An 18,313-nucleotide genomic window follows, 5' to 3' on the forward strand; every position below is an offset into this window, starting at 1 on the left:
ACAGCCTGCTCTTTTTTAAAAATTATGAGTGGAAGCGCTTGACCTTCTTCATTTTCTTGGCCTTCTTCTTCTTGAAGCTCTTCCCCATCCGCCGCATGGCCATCTTGGCCATCGGGCTGTTCATGCCGGGCAGTTTCTCCAAGTCCTTGAAGTTCCCCTTGGTCACCTTGGACATCATATCCTTGGCTGTCTTGAACTCCTTGATCATCCGGTTGACTTCCACAATCGGCACGCCTGACCCAGCCGCGATCCGCCGGCGCCGGCTCGGGTTAAGCAGGCTTTCGTCTTCTCTTTCGGCTGGCGTCATGGAGTAGACGATGGCCTTGGTATGGGCGATCTGCTTTTCGTCAATTGAGAAGTTCTTCAATTGCGGGTTATTGGCCATGCCCGGAATCATCTTCATGATTTCATCCAGCGGCCCCATCTTTTGCACCTGTTCCAGCTGGTCGATAAAGTCGTTGAAGTCAAAAGTGTTTTCCCGCATCTTCTGGGCGACTTTTTCCGCCTGCTTGGCATCGTAGTCCTGCTGAGCCTTTTCGATCAAGGTCAGCATGTCCCCCATGCCCAGGATTCTGGAAGCCATCCGGTCCGGGTGGAAGACTTCCAGGTCGGTCAGCTTTTCCCCTTGCCCAGTGAAGAGGATTGGCTTGCCGGTGATGGCTCTGATGGACAAGGCGGCCCCGCCCCGGGTGTCACCGTCCAGCTTGGTCAAGATGACCCCGGTCACGTCCAGGCGTTCATTGAAGGTCTTGGCCACGTCGGCAGCGGCTTGCCCAGTCATGGCGTCAACTACCAAGAGGATGTTGTCCGGTTGGCTGACCGCCTTGACTTCTTCCAGTTCCTTCATCAAAGGTTCGTCGATTTCCAGCCGGCCGGCCGTGTCGATGATTACGTAGTCGTTTCTGTGGACGGCGGCTTCGGCCAGACCGTCTTCCACGATCTTGGCCACGTTCTTTTCATCCGGCTCGCTGAAAACCGGGACCTTCAAGTCCGCCCCGATTTGCTTGAGCTGGTCAATGGCCGCTGGCCGGTAGATGTCGCCGGCAATCAAAAACGGCCGGGCCTTTTCTTCCTTCATCAAGCGGTAGGCCAATTTGCCGACTGTGGTAGTCTTACCAGTACCTTGCAGACCGACCATCATGATAACAGTTGGGATGTGCGGGGACTTGGTTAAGCCGACCGCTTCTTCCCCCATCATCTTGGTCAGTTCTTCGTTAACGATCTTGATGACCTGCTGGCCTGGAGTCAGTGATTCCTGCACTTCCTGGCCCAGGGCCCGCTTTTTGATGGTCTTGATAAAGTCCTTGACCACCTTGAAGTTGACGTCGGCTTCAAGCAGGGCCAGGCGGATTTCCCGGGAGGCGGCGTTGATGTCTTCTTCAGAGATCTTCCCCTTCCCGGTCAAGTTGCGCAGGGCCTTCTGCAAACGTTCGCTTAAATTTTCAAATGCCATCTTATTCTCCTCTAATTATCTGCAGCAAGTCTTCCAGCTGCAATTTGGCCGTTTCCTGGTCACCGGCGGCCAGGCAGGCTAAGGCCTGGCTGATGCCTTCTTCCAATTGGCCGTAACTGGCCAGCAGCTGCAGCTTGTCTTCGTATTTTTCCAAAGACTTGGCGCTGCGCCGCAAATTGTCATAGACCGCTTGTCTTGAAACATGCCGGTTGTCGGCAATTTCGCCTAAAGACAGGTCGTTGTAGTAATAATCTTCAAAATAATCCTGCTGGCCCTGGGTGAGCAAGGCGCCGTACATGGCGTACAGGTCACCCAGAGCTTCGTTTTTGCTCAATTCATCCATCTTTTTCACCTGGTTACCAGTATAGCAAAAAGCACTGCAAGTGCAGTACTTTTTAGAGATTTTTATCCATATTGAAAGTCAGCTTGGACAGCTTGATGGCTTCCTTAAAGAGCTGGCCCCAAAGCTTCTCGCTTTCCTGGCGGCAGTGGGCCACCGTTTCCTGGTTGGCCTTGGTCAAAAAGGCGGTCAGTTCTTCGCCGGTGAGGCCTTGGGCCTGGTCGGTCACTTCGGCCACCCGGGCGCGGAAGTAGCGGTTCAGCTCAGTCAAGTAGGTCGCGTCCATTTGGACGAAGTGGGAGTAGTGGCTCTCCACTAAAGCTGCCAAAGACTTATAGAACCACCAGGCGTCAGACTGCCGGTATTCCAGGGAAGTATCGTTATAAGAAGGGTCAGTGTCGTTCATATTGCTAAAGAAAGGCACGAACGGAGTGAAAGTCGGTCCGCCGATGCAGAGCCACATGATCCCGGCAACGCCAGCTGCTTGGTCACTTCTGATTTCCAGAATATGGGCGTTTTGCGTCCGGTTAAGGCCGATCGGCCGGTAGCGGTGGTGTTCTTCATCGCTGCCCTTGACGGCAAATGGATCGTAGACCGTGTCCTGGTAGTGAGAACCCAAGATGTATTCGATGTCTTCCTTGCTGATCTTCTTTTCTGCCCGGCGGATGAATGGCAGGTCAGGGTCTTCCGGGTCCTGGTCGATGCTTGGGTTCAAGATCTTTTGCCCATACCAGACACGGGAAGTGTTGTAGTGGCGGTCCTGTTCAGTGAAGGTGCCGAAGATATGGCGGAAGTTCCAGCCTGCCAGGTCAGGGTTGAGCTTGTTTTTGGCAACAAAGTCCTGGATCCCTGCACTCCACATGAAGTCATCACTAGTAAAGTCAACTTCCTGGATAGAGACCCGGTTGGCGGCGATGGCATATGCATCGTCGGGAATTCTTTGCGCGACCCAGTGGTGGCCGGTCACGATTTCCATGTACCAGATTTCATCCTTGTCAGAAAAAAGGACTGAGTTCCCGGCAGCTGACCCGTACTTGGCGATCAAGGCGCCCAGGCGTTTAACCCCGCCTCTGGCAGAGTCGATATAAGGCAAGACGACATTGACCATGCAATCCTCGTCTAAACCGTCAACCACTAAGGGGTCAAAGGCCAGAGTGCGTTCATTGCCGTAAGTTGACTCAGTAGCCGACATGGCCACGTTCTTTTCGTTGATGCCGCTTTCTTCATAGTAGCCGTACTTCTTGTAGTCGACATTAGGCACAGCCGGGTAGCAGTAGGCGTCTTCCGGCAAGTCCATTTCAAACTTGTTCAGCCAGGACTTGATCTTGCGCCCCTTTTCCCCGTGAACTGCCGGGTTAACGACAAACTTTTGCTGGTTTAAGGGAGAAAAGGTGTCGTCATTGCGGGCAATCAGGTTATTGCCATCCATGGCCGCTTTTTTGCCGACTAAAATCGAAGTACATGCATCATCTTTCATTTTTCTTTTTTAACCTTCTAATCTAACTTTACTCTTCTTTTTTAAAACTACAGCAGGTCGTGGAAGAGGCCAACGGCGTAGTTGGCCGCGTCAAAGTCGGCCAGGTCTTCCGCCTTTTCGCCCAGGCCAACCAATTTGACTGGCAGCTTCATTTCATGGCGGATGGACAGAACCACCCCACCCTTGGAGGACCCGTCCAGCTTGGTTAAGACTAAGCCAGACAGCTTGGTCGTCTTGTCAAAGTCCTTGGCCTGCAGGAGGGCGTTTTGCCCAGTTGACCCGTCCAGAACCAGGAGGGTTTCAGCCGGCTGATCTGGCAGGCGCTTCTTGATGGTTCGCTGGATTTTTTCTAACTCGTTCATCAAGTTGACCTTGTTTTGCAAACGGCCGGCCGTGTCAACCAAGAGGTAGTCTGCTTCTTCCGCGATCGCCCGCTCTAGGCCGTCGTAGACCACGGCAGCCGGGTCAGCCTTGTCCGGGCCAGTTACAACTGGAACACCGGTCCGCTTGCCCCATTCAACCAGCTGCTCAACCGCGCCGGCTCTGAAAGTGTCGGCAGCGACTAACAGGACCTTCTTGCCCTGGTCGTGGAAACGCTTGGCCAATTTACCGACCGTAGTGGTCTTGCCGGCCCCGTTGACGCCGACGAAAAGGTAGACATTTGGCTTGGCATTAGGATCATAAGCCAGCTTTTCATTTTCGCTGTTGGCATTTTCATCATAGACTTCCACCAGCTTTTGCACGATGACCCGCTTTAAGTCATCCCGGCTCTTGGCCTTTTGCAGCTTGGCTTCTTCTCTGAGCTGGTCGGTCAGTTCTTCACTGGTTTCATAGCCAACGTCGGATTCAATCAGCAATTCTTCCAAGTCGTCAAAGAAGTCTTCGTCAACCGTTCTGAACTTGGCCAAAAAGGCGTTGAGGCGGGCACCAAAGCCCTTGTTGGACTTCTCCAGCCCCTTTTCATAGAGCTCAGTTGTCTTTTCTTCTGTACTTTCTTCTGTTGGTTCAGCGGTCTCTTCTTCAGCTTCTTCAGTAGCTTCAGTTTCTTCGGTAGTTTCTTCTGTAGATTCTTCTTCTGCTTCCTCAGTAGTTTCTGTTTTTTCTTCTTCTACAGTTTCTGTAGCTTCAGTAGATTCTTCTGTTTCTTCTGTAGCGACTTCTTCAACTACTTCAGTTTTTTCTTCATCAGCAGTTTCTTCTTGCTCTTCAGCCTTTTCTGCTACCGCTTCTTCAGAAGTTTCAGTAGTCTCTGCAACTGCCTCATTTTCTGTCTCAGTACTTTCTTCTGCGGCTTCTTCCTGGTCAGCCTTGACTTCTTCTGGCTTTTCTTCGTCTTTTTGGCCGAACAGGCTCTTTTTGATTCGATCAAATAATCCCACGGTTATACCTCATCTTTTAAATCTTTCAAGGAGACCGACAAAATCTGGGATACCCCGGATTCCTGCATGACCACCCCGTAGAGCTGGTCGGCTTGTTCCATGGTCCCCCGCCGGTGCGTAATCACGATAAACTGGGTCTGGCTGTCGTACTGGCGCAGGAAGCGGGCAAAGCGGACGACATTGGCATCGTCCAGGGCTGCTTCCACTTCATCCAGCACGCAGAATGGCACTGGGTTGACTTCCAGCATGGCAAAAAGCAAGGTGATCGCCGTCAGCGACCGCTCCCCGCCAGACAGAAGGCTCAAGCGCTGCAGCTTCTTGCCAGGCGGCTGGGCGATGATTTCCACCCCGCTCTCCAGCAAATCGTCCGGATCCGTCAAGGTCAAGCGGGCATTGCCCCCGCCAAAGACCACCGGGAAAAGGCGGCTGAAGGAAGCCGAAATTTGCTGGAAGGTCTGGCTGAAGCGGTCCTTAACTTCCTGGTCCAGTTCATCCATCGACTGCTGCAGGTTGCTTCTTGCTTCCAGCAGGTCGTTTTGCTGCCCGTTCAAAAAGTCATAGCGGTCCTTGACTTCTTTATATTCGTCAATCGCGCCCAAGTTCACTGGGCCGATGTCTTCCAAAGACATCCGGTGCAGCTTGACGCTGCGGCGCAGGTTCTGCTGGTTTTCTTCTGTATTTTCCAGCTTGGCCTGAGAAAGCGCGGCTTCATAAGTCAAGGAGTAGTCTTCTCTTAAACTGTCCAGGTGCTGCTTAAGCTGGCCTTTAACCGTGGCCAGCTTGACTGAGAACTCTTCTTGTTCACTAGCCGCGTCTTTTCGCAAGTCATAGTTTCTGGTCGCCACGGCTTCCAGCTGGTTGATCTGCCCGTTCAGCTGACCCAAAAGCTGGCTGGCTGCATCCAGGTCAGCCTGCTTGTCTTTTTGCTCAGCCAGGAGCCGGTCTTTCTCCAGGCCCAGCTCCTCTTTCTTGCTGGCTGACATTTGACTGGAATTGTCCAAAGCAGCAAGTTTTTCTTCCAGCTGCCCGATCTGCTTCTGGCTAGCCGCCTTTTGCCGGCCGCGCTCAGCCTTTCTGGTTTGCAGGTTCTCCTGCTTGTTGGCCAAAACCGCCAATTGCGGGTCAAGCTCAGCCAATTTTTCTTGCACGCCCTGGTTTAAATCAGTGTAGTTCTGAATGGTCTCTTGCAAGCTGGCCAGGTCGCGTTTTTGCTGGTCGGCCAAAGCCGCCAGCTCTTCTTTCTTGGTCTTTTGGGCCTTTTCTTTGTCAGTCAAATCTGCCAGGTAGGCAGCTTGTTCAGCCTGCTGGGCCTGGTAGAGCTGAACGGCGCTTTCCAGGCGCTTGACTTCTTTTTCCTGGCTTTGGAAGGTCAAGACTGCCGCGCTCAAGTCCTGCTGCAGGCTTTGCAGGTCCCGGCTGATTTGGTCCCGGGTCTCCTGCTTGTCTTTCACTTGCTTGTCTAAGCCGGCCAGCTTTTCTTCTTTAATATGGAACTGCCCTTCTAATTCCTCCAGCATGGCCGTCGTCTTGTTGATTTCAGCCGTTGTCTGCAAAGGGGAATTATTCCGCTGGTTGCGGGCCCCGCCAGTCATGGCCCCGCCAGGACTGATGACATCCCCGTCCAGGGTAACGACCCGGTAGTGGCCGATCTGCCTTGAAACAGCCAGGGCCGTGTCCATATTGTCAACGATAATGATGCTGCCCAGCAGGTACTGGATAGCTTCTGAAATGTCAGTATCGCCTTTAGCCTCAACCAATTCGCTGGCCAGGCCTTGGAAGCCGGCAAAGCGTTCCAGGGCCTGCCGGGTTGAAGCGGGAATTGCCCGGTATCTTAATGCATCCAGGGGCAAAAAAGTTGCCCGGCCCAGTCTTCTGACCTTCAACTGCTGGATGGCATCTTTAGCCGCCATCCGGTCTTTAGCTACCAGGCTTTGAACGCTGCCGCCAAGGGCAGTCGTCATGGCTGCTTCCAGGTCGGCCGGGAAGGTTAAAAGTTCCCCAATTGCCCCGATAATGCCCGGGAAGCGGTCTGGCTGGTTTAAAACCTGTTTGACCCCGGCATAGTAGCCGTCATGCCGCTTCTGGATATTGACCAGGGCATCCCGGCGGGCAGTCAGGCGCTGGAGGTTGGTCAAATCTGCCTGCAGCTGCTTTTGGGCAAGCTGCTGGTCGGCAGCTAATTTTCCTAATTGGTCGCTGGCTTCCTTTAATTCCGCCTGCAGCTGGTCATTTTCTGCCCGCAGCTTTTGCCCTTTCGACCGCAAGCCTTCCAGTTCTTCCTGGCTCTTGGCCAATTGGCTGGAGGTATCTTCATAGCGCTGGTCCTTGCTCTCTTTGGCCCGCTTGATTTCCCCTTCCAGGTAAACCAGCTGGTTGTTGGCGCTGGTTTGGTCCTGCAAGGTCTGAATGTATTGCGAGCGCAGGTCTTCAACTTTCAACTTGAGGCTGGCCGGATCTTCTTTCAGCTGGTCAGCCAGCTTTTGCCTTTTGCCTTTTAGCTGATCCAATTGCCCGGCATATTCAGCTTCCTGGTCAGCCAATTTGCTGATTTCCGCATCCGTAGCCGCCAGGTTTTCCTTTAAATCAGCCAGCTGTCTTTGGTATTCCAGCCTGGTTGCCTGGTCAAACTGCCGGGATTGCTGGGAAACCTGCAAGGAAGTGTTGATTTCTGAGAGCCGGTTGGTCAATTTAAGGACTTCCGCTTGCACCTGGTCCCGCTTTTGGCTTTCCAGCTGGAATTCCTGCCGCTTGGCTGCCAGCTTGGCCTGGGACTGCTTGACTTCCGCGTCCAGCCGGCTTAAAAGTTCCTGGCTCTTGGCCAGTTTCTGGGAAACTTCCTTTTCTTCCTGGTCCAAGTCGGCGATTTCAAAGGCCAGCAGGGTCTTTAAGTCCTCATCAAGGGCGGCTTTTTGGAATTGGTATTCCTGGGCCAAGGAGCTCTGTTCATGCAAAGGCTCCAGCCGCTTCTCCAGTTCATTGACCAGGTCGTTGATCCGGATCAGGTTGTCATTGGTCGTCTCCAGCTGCCCTTGCGCCTGCTGCTTTTGCTGCTTAAAATGGAGCACCCCGGCTGCTTCTTCGAAAATCCCCCGTCTTTCCCGGGCCTGGGAATTAAGAATCTGGTCCACCCGCCCCTGGGAAATAATGGCCAGGCTGTTTTGGGAAATGCCGGAGTCCAGAAAGAGAGCCCGAACATCCCGCAGACGGACAGGCTGCTGGTTGATCAAGTATTCATTGTCGCCGGACTTTAAGATCCGCCTGGTAATTGTGACTTGATCAGCTGGAAAATCCAGTTCCTTGTCCCGGTTGTCGAAGACCATGGTGACCTCGGCCCGGTTTAAGGGCTTGCGGAACTGGCTCCCGGCAAAAATCACATCTTTCATGTTGCGGCCACGCAGGGATTTGGCACTGCCTTCCCCCATGACCCAGCGAATGGCTTCAGTAATGTTGCTCTTGCCTGACCCGTTAGGGCCGACAATGCCGGTAATCCCTTTAGTAAAGTCAATCACCGTCTTGTCAGCAAAAGACTTGAAGCCTTCCAAAATCAAACTAGTTAAAGGCACTATTTTCCTCCATTCAAGTGCTCCAAGGCATGGCTGGCCGCGTCCTGCTCAGCCTTCTTCTTGTTGCGTCCTTCCCCACTGGCCAGCTTCTTGCCGTCAACCAGAACTTCAACTTCAAAGTGGGGCGGCTGCTGGCTCTCATTTAACACCCGGTATTCGATGGTCACGCTGCCGTTTTGCTGCAAAAGTTCCTGCAGGTCCGTCTTAAAGTCCCGCGACGGGGTAAAGTAACCAGCCGCGATTAAAGGATAAACGGTCTGGCTAAGGAACTTTTCGACAGCGTCAATCCCCTGGTCTAAGAACAAGGCACCGTTGAAGGCTTCGAAAACATCTTCCAAAAGGGCCTTGCGCTTCCGGCCGCCAGCTTTTTCCTCGCCGACGCCCAGGTTGATTTCTTCTTTAAAGCCGCAATCCAGGGCCACTTTCGAGAAGCCTTCGGTGCGGACGATATTTGATCTCAGTCTGGTCAGTTCCCCTTCATTTAAGTGCTGGAAGTGGCGGTAAAGGTAGTCAGAGACTGTGAATTCCAATACCGCGTCCCCCAGAAATTCCAACTTTTCATAATTCCCCAAAGTTTTGCCGGGATTTTCATTGACATAGGAGGAATGGGTAAAGGCTTCCTCCAGCAAGCGGGCATCCTTGAAGCGAATCCCGTATTTTTCATCCAGCATTTTAATAAATTTAGTTGAGACCATGAACTATTCATCCTTTCATAACACTAAAAATTATATCAAAAGCCCGCCATAAGGGCGGCTTTTTTACCTAAATCCAAGAAAAAACTCTGCCTTGTCCGGCAAATGGACAAAACAGAGTCGCAGATTATTTTTTATAGCCGATCTTATACCACAGTGGATGGCTGTTGTTCATTTCTGCCGGTTCATAAGAGAGGTTGACCAGCTGCTTGTTGATGGCTGTAATCTTGTAGGAACTGGTTAAAGGAATTACAAAGGCTTGCTCTTGCATGTATCTTTGCCACTCTTTGAAGACCTTGATCCGGTAGTTGATGTTAAAGGCGGCATCTGAGTCCATTGCTTCCAACAGCCGGGTATTGGTCTTGGTAGCGAAGCGTTCCAGGTTGTACTGGGTCCCCGCCCCGTAGATGCCATTTTGGGAAGGCTCATTGTTTAAAGTCCAGCCGGCGATGAACATGTCGACCTGGCCGTCATCTTGGAAGAGCAGGTTGTAAAAAGTATTGAATTCCAGCAGGTGGCCAGTGGTCAGCTTAACGTTTAAGCCAATTTCTTTCCACTTCTTAATGTAGTTGTTGATGATCTTGCTTTGGCTGGAATCACCGGTCATGGCGGCCAAGTGGATTACCAGCTTATGCCCCTGTGGGTCCCGCCGGTATTTTTCCCCCGACCGGAGCTTGTAGCCTGCCTTGTCCAAAAGCTTTTTCGCCTTAGCCGGATCATAAGGGTAGCCCTTGCTCTTGTCATCGTAGTAGTCACCAAATTGCGACGGGATTAGGCTCTTGATGCGGAAAGTCAAGCCGGACGTGTACTTGCGCTGGATCTGGGTGACGTTCATCGCGTAGCCAATGGCCTGTCTCAGAGACTTATTGGCCATCTTGGAATTCTTGTTCATCTTGACTGAGTTGGTCTTCTCGTCCCACTTGCCTAGCTTGAAGCCCAGATAGTTGTAGCTTAAAGGAATCGTGGCCACAAACCTGTAGTTTTTGGTAGTCTTGATCTGCTGCCATTGGGAGTTGACCACCTCAATAAAGTCGTAAGTTTTTTCTTTAATGGCCGTGGAGACCGACTTTGGCGAAATAATGGAGATGGTGATCTTGCTCAAGCTCGGCGTCCCCCGCCAGTAGTATTCATTGCGGGTCCAAACCACCTTCTGCCCCGCTTCAATGCTCTGGACCTTGTAAGGGCCAAAGTAGAGGGGCTTTTTACGGATTTCGATGCAGGTTCTCAGCTTACTGAAAGGCACATCTTTAAGGTAGTGATATGGCAGGGCTGATTCCCAGAAGTAGCCGTTGCCGGACTTCAGCATCCCCGGGTGCATTTCTTTAAAGTGAATCACGACCTTGCGGCCATTTTCCCCATCCGGCATTTCGATCCCGCTGATCGTCTTGGCTTTCCCGTCATGGTATTCCTTCAAACCCACCACGTCCTGCAGGGAAGAAGTATAGTGAGAACTGTTTGTAGCCTTGTTGGCAATTACTTCGTAAGCATATTCCACGTCCTTTGCCACGACCTGCTTGCCGTCAGACCACTTGACCCCTTTTTTAATATTAATGGTGATCTGCTTGGCCTGCCGGTCCAGGCTGAAGCTTGCTGCCCCGCTGTCTGTGATATTGTAGCTGTTGTCCGTGTCAAACAAGGATTCAGAGCCAAACTGAGCTAAAGTGGCATCAGTTGTTGAATCAGCCAGTTCATCAGAAAAAATCCCCGTGAAAGGAGTATCAGTTTCCAAGGCTACCTTGATACTGCCGCCCTTTTTCGTCTTGGCAAAGCTGGTAGCCACTGGGAACTGCATAGCATCTTCTGCCCCGCTGTTGCCATTTTGCTTGCTTTTCTCTGTCTTTTGCCCGCAGGCCGCCAGACTTAGGGCCGCCAGCAGGCAAAGCGCTATTTTCGTTAGTCTTTTCATCAATTAAGAGTCCTTTTGCTAAATTGCTACACAATTTAGTTTACCATAACAAAAGCGGCAAGACCGGGCCCTAAGCCGGGAGAACAGAAAAAAGAGGAGGGAAAACCTCCTCTTTTGAGAAATTATTTATTATCTTTTACTTCTTAAAGCCAACTTTGTACCATAATGGGAAACCATTATTCATCTGAGATGGCTTCAATGAGAGATTGATCAACTTACTGTCAACTGCCTTGATGCTGTAAGAGTTGTTCAAAGGAATTACAAAGGCTTCCTTTTGCATGTACTGTTGCCATTCGTGGAACTTTTGTACCCGGTAGCTGTGGTTGAAGGACTTTTCACTGCCCATTTCCTTCAGCAGCTTAGTGTTTTCACTAGTTGCGAAACGGGTAAAGTTGTAAGGAGCCTTAGCACTGTAGAGGTCATCTTGAGTAGGTTCACTGGACAGGGACCATGCGGCCATGAAGACGTCTACTGATGGGTCATCGTTTTGTACCTTGTCATAGAAGGAGTTGAATTCGATCAAACGGCCAGTGGTCAAAGTTACGTGCAGGCCGATCTTCTTCCATTGCTGGATGTAGTTTTGCACGATTGCTTCCTGGTTTGGAGACCCGCTCATGGCTGCCAGGTGGATGGTCAGCTTCTTGCCATTTGGATCCCGGCGGTAGGTTTCACCCTTCTTCTTCTTGTAGCCGGCCTTGTCCAGCAAAGCGTTGGCCTTCTTGATGTTCAGTGGGAAGCCCTTCACGCTCTTGTCATAAAAGTCACCGAAGGCTTCTGGCACCAAAGTCTTAACTCTGAAAGACAAGCCTTGGGTGTAGTGCTGGTTTACTTCATCAACGTTCATGGCATAACCCATGGCTTGACGGAGGTAGCGGTTGCTCATCTTAGAGTTCTTGTTCATCTTGACTGAGCCGGTCTTCTTGTCCCACTTGCCGACCTTGAAGCCCATGTATGAGTATGACAATGGAATTTGGGCAACGAAGTTATAGCCCTTGGTCCCCTTAACTTCCTTCCATTGGGAGTTAACAACGTCGATGATGTCAAACTTCTTGGACTTGATTGACTGGGAAGCAGAGTTTGGTGAGATTACTGAGATGGTGATCTTGTCCAGCTTGGCCTTGCCACGGTAGTAGTAAGGGTTTCTTACCCAAGTAGCTGATTGGCCCCGGACCAGCTTGGAGAGCTTATATGCACCAAAGAAGAGTGGATTCTTCCGGACCTTGTCACTGGATTGCAGCTTGCTGAACGGCACATCCTTCAAGTAGTGGTAAGGGGCGGCAGATTCCCAGAAGAAGCCGTTACCGGACTGGGTCATGCCTGGCTTCATTTCCTTAAAGTGCAGAACCACCTTGCGTCCGTTTTCACCATCAGGCATTTCGATCCCGGAGATCTTCTTGGACTTGCCTTCGTGGTATTCTGCCAAGCCGACGATGTCGGCAAGTGAGCTGGTGTAGCGGGATGACTGGCTGGCCTTGTTGGCGATGATTTCGTATGAGTATTCAACATCCTTGGCAGTTACCTGCTTGCCGTCAGACCACTTGACCCCCTTCTTAACTTCAATAGTGACCGTCTTGGCCTTCCGGTCCATATTGAAGGTAGCGGCACCCTTGTTAGTGATCTTATACTGGTCATCAGTTGCAAACAGTGTTTCGTTACCAAAGGACATAAAGTCTGAGTCGTATTGGCTGTCAGAAAGTTCGTTCAAGAAAACACCCTTGACAGGAGTGTCAGATTCTTCAGCGATAGTGAGGCTGCCGCCCTTCTTGGCTACACCAGTTGCCGTAGCTTCCGGGAATTTCTTGGCATCCTTAGCCCCGCTGTTGCTGTCGCTGGAGCTGCTCTTGCCGCAACCGGCCAGCAAAGCTGCCCCGGCCAGAAGCACTCCAAATGTTCCGAGCGTTCTTCTCTTCATGTGCTTTTACCTCCACATATTAATATTTAATTGATTAAACACACAGTTTGTGAATTGTTATAAACCAAGTGATTCATAACTCTTTTCATGCTTCTTACTTTATCATTTTGATTTTGAAAGTCAATAAAAAATTAATCTAAAATTAATTTTAATTTTCTCTTTGCCGTGCATCGCCAGCCTTTTGCAGGGCCTGGCCGACATAGTTGATGCTCAAGCAGATCACCAAAAGCAAGACAGTTGCCGGCAGCCAGAGCCACGGCCGGTCAATAATGTTAACCGGGTCATTGGCAAAACCGATCAAGGTCCCCAAAGACGGAATCTTGGTTGGCAAACCATAGCCGATGAAGGACAGGACAGTTTCAATCCCGATGTTGCCAGAAACGCTCAAAACGACATCGATGATGATCATTGATGCAATATTTGGCAGAATCTCCCGGAACATGATCTTGGTATTTGAAGACCCTGAAGTCTTAGACGCCAGAACATAGTCTCTTTCTCTTTGTGACAGAATGAAAGACCGGTAGTATCTAGCTTCAACCGTCCAACCAAACATCGAAATCAGCAGAACCAAAGTCATGGAATTATAGTTTGGCAGAACCGTTACCAAAACGATCAAAATTGGCATTTGCGGCAAAATCTGCACGAAGTCAACAATTCTCATGATGATGGAGTCAATAGTGCCGCCATAGTAGCCGGCTACAAGGCCGACTATTAAGCCAACCAGTTCACAGAAAAGAGTGACCAAGAGACCAATCATAATCGAGTTGCGCCCGCCCATGATCAACAGATTCAAAATATCCCGACCACCGTCATCAGTTCCCAGCAAGTGGCCGTTTTGTCCCCAGCCGGCATAGGATTCCAAAATGTGCATTTCAGTAACCTTGCTGCTGTCAAGGAATAAAGAACCGCCAAAGGTAAGCAGCAAAATAACGACGATGGTGCAAAAGGCCACAGTCGCAGCCTTGCTTTTAAAAATTTCTCTAAAAGCAATCTTTAAAGCGGATGGTGGAATTTGGGCCCGGTCATCCTGCTTCTTTTTACCAACAGTAAATAAAGCCATCATTTCACCTCTACTTCACGCGAATTCTCGGGTCAACCAGACTCATGATAATGTCAGACAGCAGGTTGCCCAGCAGGGTCAAGGTCCCGTAAATCATAATCAAAGCCGTCAAAGTGGTATAGTCACGCTGGCTGATTGAGTCAAGGAAAAGCTTCCCCATCCCCGGGAAGGAGAAGACCGTTTCAATGATCATTGACCCGCCAAGCAGACCGGTGATGGTGTTCCCCATAAAGGCAGCGATCGGGAGGAAAGAATTCCGCAAGATGTGCTTGTTGAAGACGACTTTTTCCGGCACGCCCTTGCTGCGGGCGGTCTTAACATAGTCTTCCACCTTGTTGTCAATGATCCCGGTCCGCAGGTATTGCACTGTCCCAGTCGTCGCGATGATCGCATAGAGAATTGCCGGCAAAATCATGTGCTGCAGGCGGCTGAAGAATACCCCCCAGAAGCCGCTGGCATTGGCGGAAACCGTCCCGCTGATCGGGAACCAGCCCAGAGTAAAGCCGAAAAGCCAAAGGCCCAGCAGGTAGAAGACAAAGCCTGGGATAGCATAAGTCACGTAGTTAAAAACTGAGATTGCCCGGTCCTGCCATTCACCTTCATGCTTGCCGGCGCTGATCCCCATCGGGATAGCAATGCCGTAAAGCAAGATGGTTGACAAAAGCGAGAGCCAGAAAGTGTTCTGGGCCCGGTCGGCAATCAAAGATGCTACTGGGACGTGCTGGATGTAGCTTTGCCCCAAATCACCATGCAAGAGGTTCTTAATCCAGCGTACGTATTGCACCGGTACCGGGTCATTCAAACCATATGCCTGCTTTAAGCGGGCAATTTCCTTAGGACTTGAGTTAGGGTTGATCAAGCCGGTAAAGGGATCCCCAGGCATCATTTTCGCCAGCATGAAGACAATAATGCTAAGCAGGATCAATTGCGGGATCATGATCAAAACCCGTCTTAAGACTGTTTTCCACATTTGCTATTCTCCTCCCTTGATCTGCTCTTTAGGCAGGGCTACCTGGTGGTTGGGACCAACCTCAGTCAATGGGTAGACCCGGCCATCTGCATCATACCAGTTTGCCTGGTCCTGCAAAAATTCCCGTTCGATTTCCCGCCGTCTGGCCGCGTGTTCTGCCCGGTGTTCAACATCAACCTTCGGAATCGCGGACAAGAGGCGCTTGGTGTAAATGTGCACCGGATTCTTGTAAATTTCTTCCTGGCTGCCCACTTCCACCAACCGGCCCCGGTGCATGATTGCCAGGTTTTCTGACATGTGCTTGACCACGCCCAGGTCATGGGAAATGAATAAGAAGGCAATATTGTACTGCTGCTGGATGTGCTTCATGAAGTTCAAAACCTGGGCTTGAACTGACAAGTCCAAAGCACTCGTTGGCTCATCGGCCACGATTAATTTCGGATTAGTGGCAACTGCCCGGGCAATCCCGATTCTCTGCCGCTGACCACCGGAAAATTCATGAGGAAACTTGTAAATCGCGTCACTTGGCATCCCGACGATGTCCAGCAGTTCCTGGACCCGGTCACGTTCCTGGTCAGTAGTCAAGTTTTCAAAGTTCCGGATCGGTTCTGCGATAATGTCTTCAATCCGCTTGCGGGGGTTAAGACTGGACATGGAGTCCTGGAAGATCATCTGCACGTCCTTGTTGTAGTTCATCTTCCGGCGGACGGATTCCTTGGTAATGTCTTCACCCTTGTAGAGAATCTGCCCGCTGGTCACCTTCTCCACGCCAACGATTGCCTTGCCAGTCGTGGACTTGCCGGAGCCTGATTCACCGATCAAGCCATAAGTTTCCCCTTCCTTGATTGAAAAAGAAACCCCGTCAACTGCCCGGACATAATCAGTAATTCTGTTCCAAAAGCCCGACCGGATTGGGTAGTGGACTTTCAGATCTTTAACTTGGATAATTTCTTCTGCCATACTTGCTACCTATCCTTCATCTTGAAAGTGGAAAGTCTTCCAGCAGGTGCAGCGGACAAAGTGATTTGGCTCAACTTCGTGTAGCTGCGGGTCTGCTTCATGCGCTTCAGCTGGAATCCAAGGAATTCTAGCCGCGAAGCGGTCGCCGGTCCGCGGCATGTTTTTCAGTGAAGGAACAGTTCCCTGGATTACATGCAGGTCATCCTTGTCATCATCTGACTGCGGCATGGAATTTAACAGTGACCGGGTGTACGGGTGCAAAGGATGAGTAAACAAAGTTTTCACATCAGCTTTTTCTACAATTTGCCCCGCATACATTACGGCAACTTCGTCAGCCGTTTCTGCCACAACGCCTAAGTCGTGGGTGATCAAAATGATGCCAGAATTTGATTCTTTCTGGATCTTCTTGAGCAGGTCCAGGATCTGGGCTTGAATGGTCACGTCCAAAGCAGTCGTTGGTTCGTCAGCAATGATAATTTCCGGCTTGCAGGCCACCGCCATTGCGATGACGACTCTTTGCCGCAAACCACCGGAAAGTTCATGTGGGTACATGTCATACATGGCTTCCGGCTTTGGCATCCCTACTTGATTGAAGAGTTCAATCACCCGGTCGCGGCGCTGCTGCTTGTTCATATCCGTGTGGTAAAGCAGGGCTTCCGCTACCTGGTCCCCAACCTTCATCAAGGGGTTTAAACTGGCCATCGGGTCTTGGAAAATCATGCCAATATTGTTGCCGCGAACTTGGTTAAACAAATCCTCACTCAAATTGACCAAGTTTAGGTTCTTGTACTTAATTTCTCCTTCGACCCGGGTGTTTTTCCGGTCATACAGGCCAACGATGCTGGAGGCAATCGTACTCTTGCCGCAGCCGCTTTCGCCGACAATAGCCAAAACTTCGTTGCGCTTGAGAGTAAAATCGATGCCATCAGCCGCGTCATAGAACTCGCCCTGCAGGCGGTAGCCGGTATGAAGCTTTTCGACGTCTAGTAAAACGTTTTGCTGATTATCCAACTTTTTTCTCCTTCAAAATAATTATTAGTTAGTAAATAAATATCACACTAGTAAATTTTAACTTTTCTCAAATCTTTTGCAACAGTTTCTTAATTATTTTCTAGTGTTTTTTGCTTATTTCTTCATCATTTTTGCCAATCCATATCATAATCATTAAATTATCGTTCGCTTTTTGCCATATTTACCGGCATTTCCTGGAAAAAGACCACAAAAAAAGCATTTGCCGCAGATCTTTCTTTGGCAAATGCTAATTAAATATTAGTTGTTTTCATTTCGCTTTCAATGCACTTTAGCCTTGGTGGCTCTTGATGTAAGCTACCGCGTCAGCGACTGTGATAATCTTAGCAGCGTCTTCATCAGGAATTTCAGCGCCAAATTCGTCTTCCAACTGCATGATGAATTCTACCAAGTCGATGGAGTCAGCGTCCAGATCCTTGGTAAAGTTAGTGTCCATGGTGATCTTGTCCTTGTCCAGCTGGAAGTTGTCAGCGATCAAAGTGGCAATCTTATCAAAAATTTCTGCTTCAGTCATTATTCTTTCTCCTATAATTTCTAACTGCCCGCTTGCTTGGGGTATTTTCTTTTTCTTATCCTTACTTGCTGAATTCTTGCTTAAAGGTATTTGTTAAGTCTTCAGCCAAAATCTTGTCGATCTGCTTAACCGCGTAGTAGACGGCCCGGGCGTCTGACCGGCCATGCTGCTTAACGACTGGTGAGTTTAAGCCGAGCAAAACCGCCCCGCCATACTTGGCCGTGTCAAAGCGGCTGGCTACCGACTTCAAGGCATCTTTAGCCAGCAGGGCTCCCAGCTTGGCCTTAACGCCATTGTTCAAAAGGCCATCTTTCAGCATGTGGATGATGACGCTGGCCGTTCCTTCGATGCTCTTTAAGACCGCGTTGCCGGTAAAACCGTCTGTGACCACAACGTCGGCCTTCCCTTGCAAGAGTTCGTGCCCTTCAATGTTGCCGGTGAAGTTTAAAGAACTGTCCTGCAAGAGCTGGTAGACTTCCTTGTGCAGGTCGTCGCCCTTGTCAAATTCAGCCCCATTGTTTAAAAGAGCTACTCTTGGCTTGGAAACGCCGCGGACCTTTTCCGCATAGTAGGAAGCCATTTCCGCCCATTGCAGCAGGTATTCCGGCTTGCTAGTAGCGTTAGCGCCAACGTCAATGATGTTGAAGCCGTCATCTGAAGATTCAACTGGCATGGTCGGCATGAGGCCTGGCCGGGCCACGCCCTTGATCCGGCCGACAATGAAGATCCCGCAGGTTAATAGGGCCCCGGTATTGCCTAGTGACAGCAAAGCGTCTGCCTTACCCTCCTTGACCCAATTAGCTGCCACGACCATGGACGAGTCCTTCTTGGTCCGCATGGCCTTGACTGGCTCATCTTCATCAAGAATAACCTCCGTGGTGGCCACGATTTCGATCTGGTCATCGCCTGCTGGCAGCAGCTCTTTCAGCTTGCCTTCATCGCCGAAGAAGATAAACTTGTCTTCCGGCAGTTCTGGCTTGGCCTTTAAAACTGCTTCTACAATCGCCTCAGGAGCGTTTTCCCCGCCCATGGCGTCAATCGCGATTTTTCTCATCAAT

The 18,313-nt window shown here is 50.5% G+C and carries 14 protein-coding genes; all 14 read right to left on the reverse strand.

What is annotated here, in order from left to right; genetic code table 11:
- Nucleotides 1-22 precede the first annotated feature (22 nt).
- On the reverse strand, nt 23-1,453 hold the full coding sequence (ffh, locus tag ACLUXO_RS02205) for a signal recognition particle protein (protein ID WP_412136160.1): 1,431 nt from the start codon (nt 1,451-1,453) through the stop codon (nt 23-25).
- Between the two features lies 1 nt (nt 1,454).
- On the reverse strand, nt 1,455-1,796 hold the full coding sequence (gene ylxM, locus ACLUXO_RS02210) for a YlxM family DNA-binding protein (protein WP_412136161.1): 342 nt from the start codon (nt 1,794-1,796) through the stop codon (nt 1,455-1,457).
- 52 nt (nt 1,797-1,848) lie between these two features.
- Nucleotides 1,849-3,270, reverse strand: a complete 1,422-nt coding sequence (locus ACLUXO_RS02215; protein ID WP_412136162.1) for a C69 family dipeptidase — start codon at nt 3,268-3,270, stop codon at nt 1,849-1,851.
- Nucleotides 3,271-3,317: 47 nt separating this feature from the next.
- On the reverse strand, nt 3,318-4,649 hold the full coding sequence (gene ftsY, locus ACLUXO_RS02220) for a signal recognition particle-docking protein FtsY (protein ID WP_412136163.1): 1,332 nt from the start codon (nt 4,647-4,649) through the stop codon (nt 3,318-3,320).
- A gap of 2 nt (nt 4,650-4,651) precedes the next feature.
- A complete protein-coding gene (smc, locus tag ACLUXO_RS02225) occupies nt 4,652-8,212 on the reverse strand; it encodes a chromosome segregation protein SMC (protein WP_412136164.1) in 3,561 nt (1,186 codons plus the stop codon).
- Nucleotides 8,212-8,907 carry a ribonuclease III gene (gene rnc, locus ACLUXO_RS02230; RefSeq protein ID WP_412136165.1) on the reverse strand — a complete coding sequence of 232 codons (696 nt, stop codon included), beginning with the start codon at nt 8,905-8,907 and terminating at the stop codon, nt 8,212-8,214. Before rnc ends, smc begins: the two co-directional genes overlap by 1 nt.
- 124 nt (nt 8,908-9,031) lie before the next feature.
- The gene (locus tag ACLUXO_RS02235; protein WP_412136166.1) at nt 9,032-10,810 is read right to left on the reverse strand and encodes an oligopeptide ABC transporter substrate-binding protein; all 1,779 of its coding nucleotides are present in this window, start codon (nt 10,808-10,810) and stop codon (nt 9,032-9,034) included.
- Between the two features lie 136 nt (nt 10,811-10,946).
- A complete protein-coding gene (locus ACLUXO_RS02240; protein ID WP_412136167.1) occupies nt 10,947-12,722 on the reverse strand; it encodes an oligopeptide ABC transporter substrate-binding protein in 1,776 nt (591 codons plus the stop codon).
- Nucleotides 12,723-12,870: 148 nt separating this feature from the next.
- Entirely contained in the window at nt 12,871-13,782 is a 912-nt protein-coding gene (locus tag ACLUXO_RS02245; protein ID WP_412136168.1) for an ABC transporter permease, read from the reverse strand.
- Between the two features lie 10 nt (nt 13,783-13,792).
- Nucleotides 13,793-14,752, reverse strand: a complete 960-nt coding sequence (gene opp4B, locus ACLUXO_RS02250) for an oligopeptide ABC transporter permease (protein ID WP_279190688.1) — start codon at nt 14,750-14,752, stop codon at nt 13,793-13,795.
- Between the two features lie 3 nt (nt 14,753-14,755).
- Nucleotides 14,756-15,712, reverse strand: a complete 957-nt coding sequence (locus ACLUXO_RS02255; RefSeq protein ID WP_412136169.1) for an ATP-binding cassette domain-containing protein — start codon at nt 15,710-15,712, stop codon at nt 14,756-14,758.
- Nucleotides 15,713-15,721: 9 nt separating this feature from the next.
- On the reverse strand, nt 15,722-16,723 hold the full coding sequence (locus ACLUXO_RS02260; RefSeq protein WP_279189696.1) for an ABC transporter ATP-binding protein: 1,002 nt from the start codon (nt 16,721-16,723) through the stop codon (nt 15,722-15,724).
- Nucleotides 16,724-17,012: 289 nt separating this feature from the next.
- Nucleotides 17,013-17,255, reverse strand: a complete 243-nt coding sequence (acpP, locus tag ACLUXO_RS02265; RefSeq protein WP_003611988.1) for an acyl carrier protein — start codon at nt 17,253-17,255, stop codon at nt 17,013-17,015.
- 61 nt (nt 17,256-17,316) lie between these two features.
- Nucleotides 17,317-18,309 (reverse strand): phosphate acyltransferase PlsX, encoded by a 993-nt coding sequence (gene plsX / locus ACLUXO_RS02270; protein ID WP_002879716.1) that lies wholly within the window; start codon nt 18,307-18,309, stop codon nt 17,317-17,319.
- Nucleotides 18,310-18,313 lie beyond the last annotated feature (4 nt).

This window comes from Lactobacillus delbrueckii subsp. bulgaricus (genome assembly GCF_046938665.1).
In the GTDB taxonomy this organism is placed as follows: domain Bacteria; phylum Bacillota; class Bacilli; order Lactobacillales; family Lactobacillaceae; genus Lactobacillus; species Lactobacillus delbrueckii_C.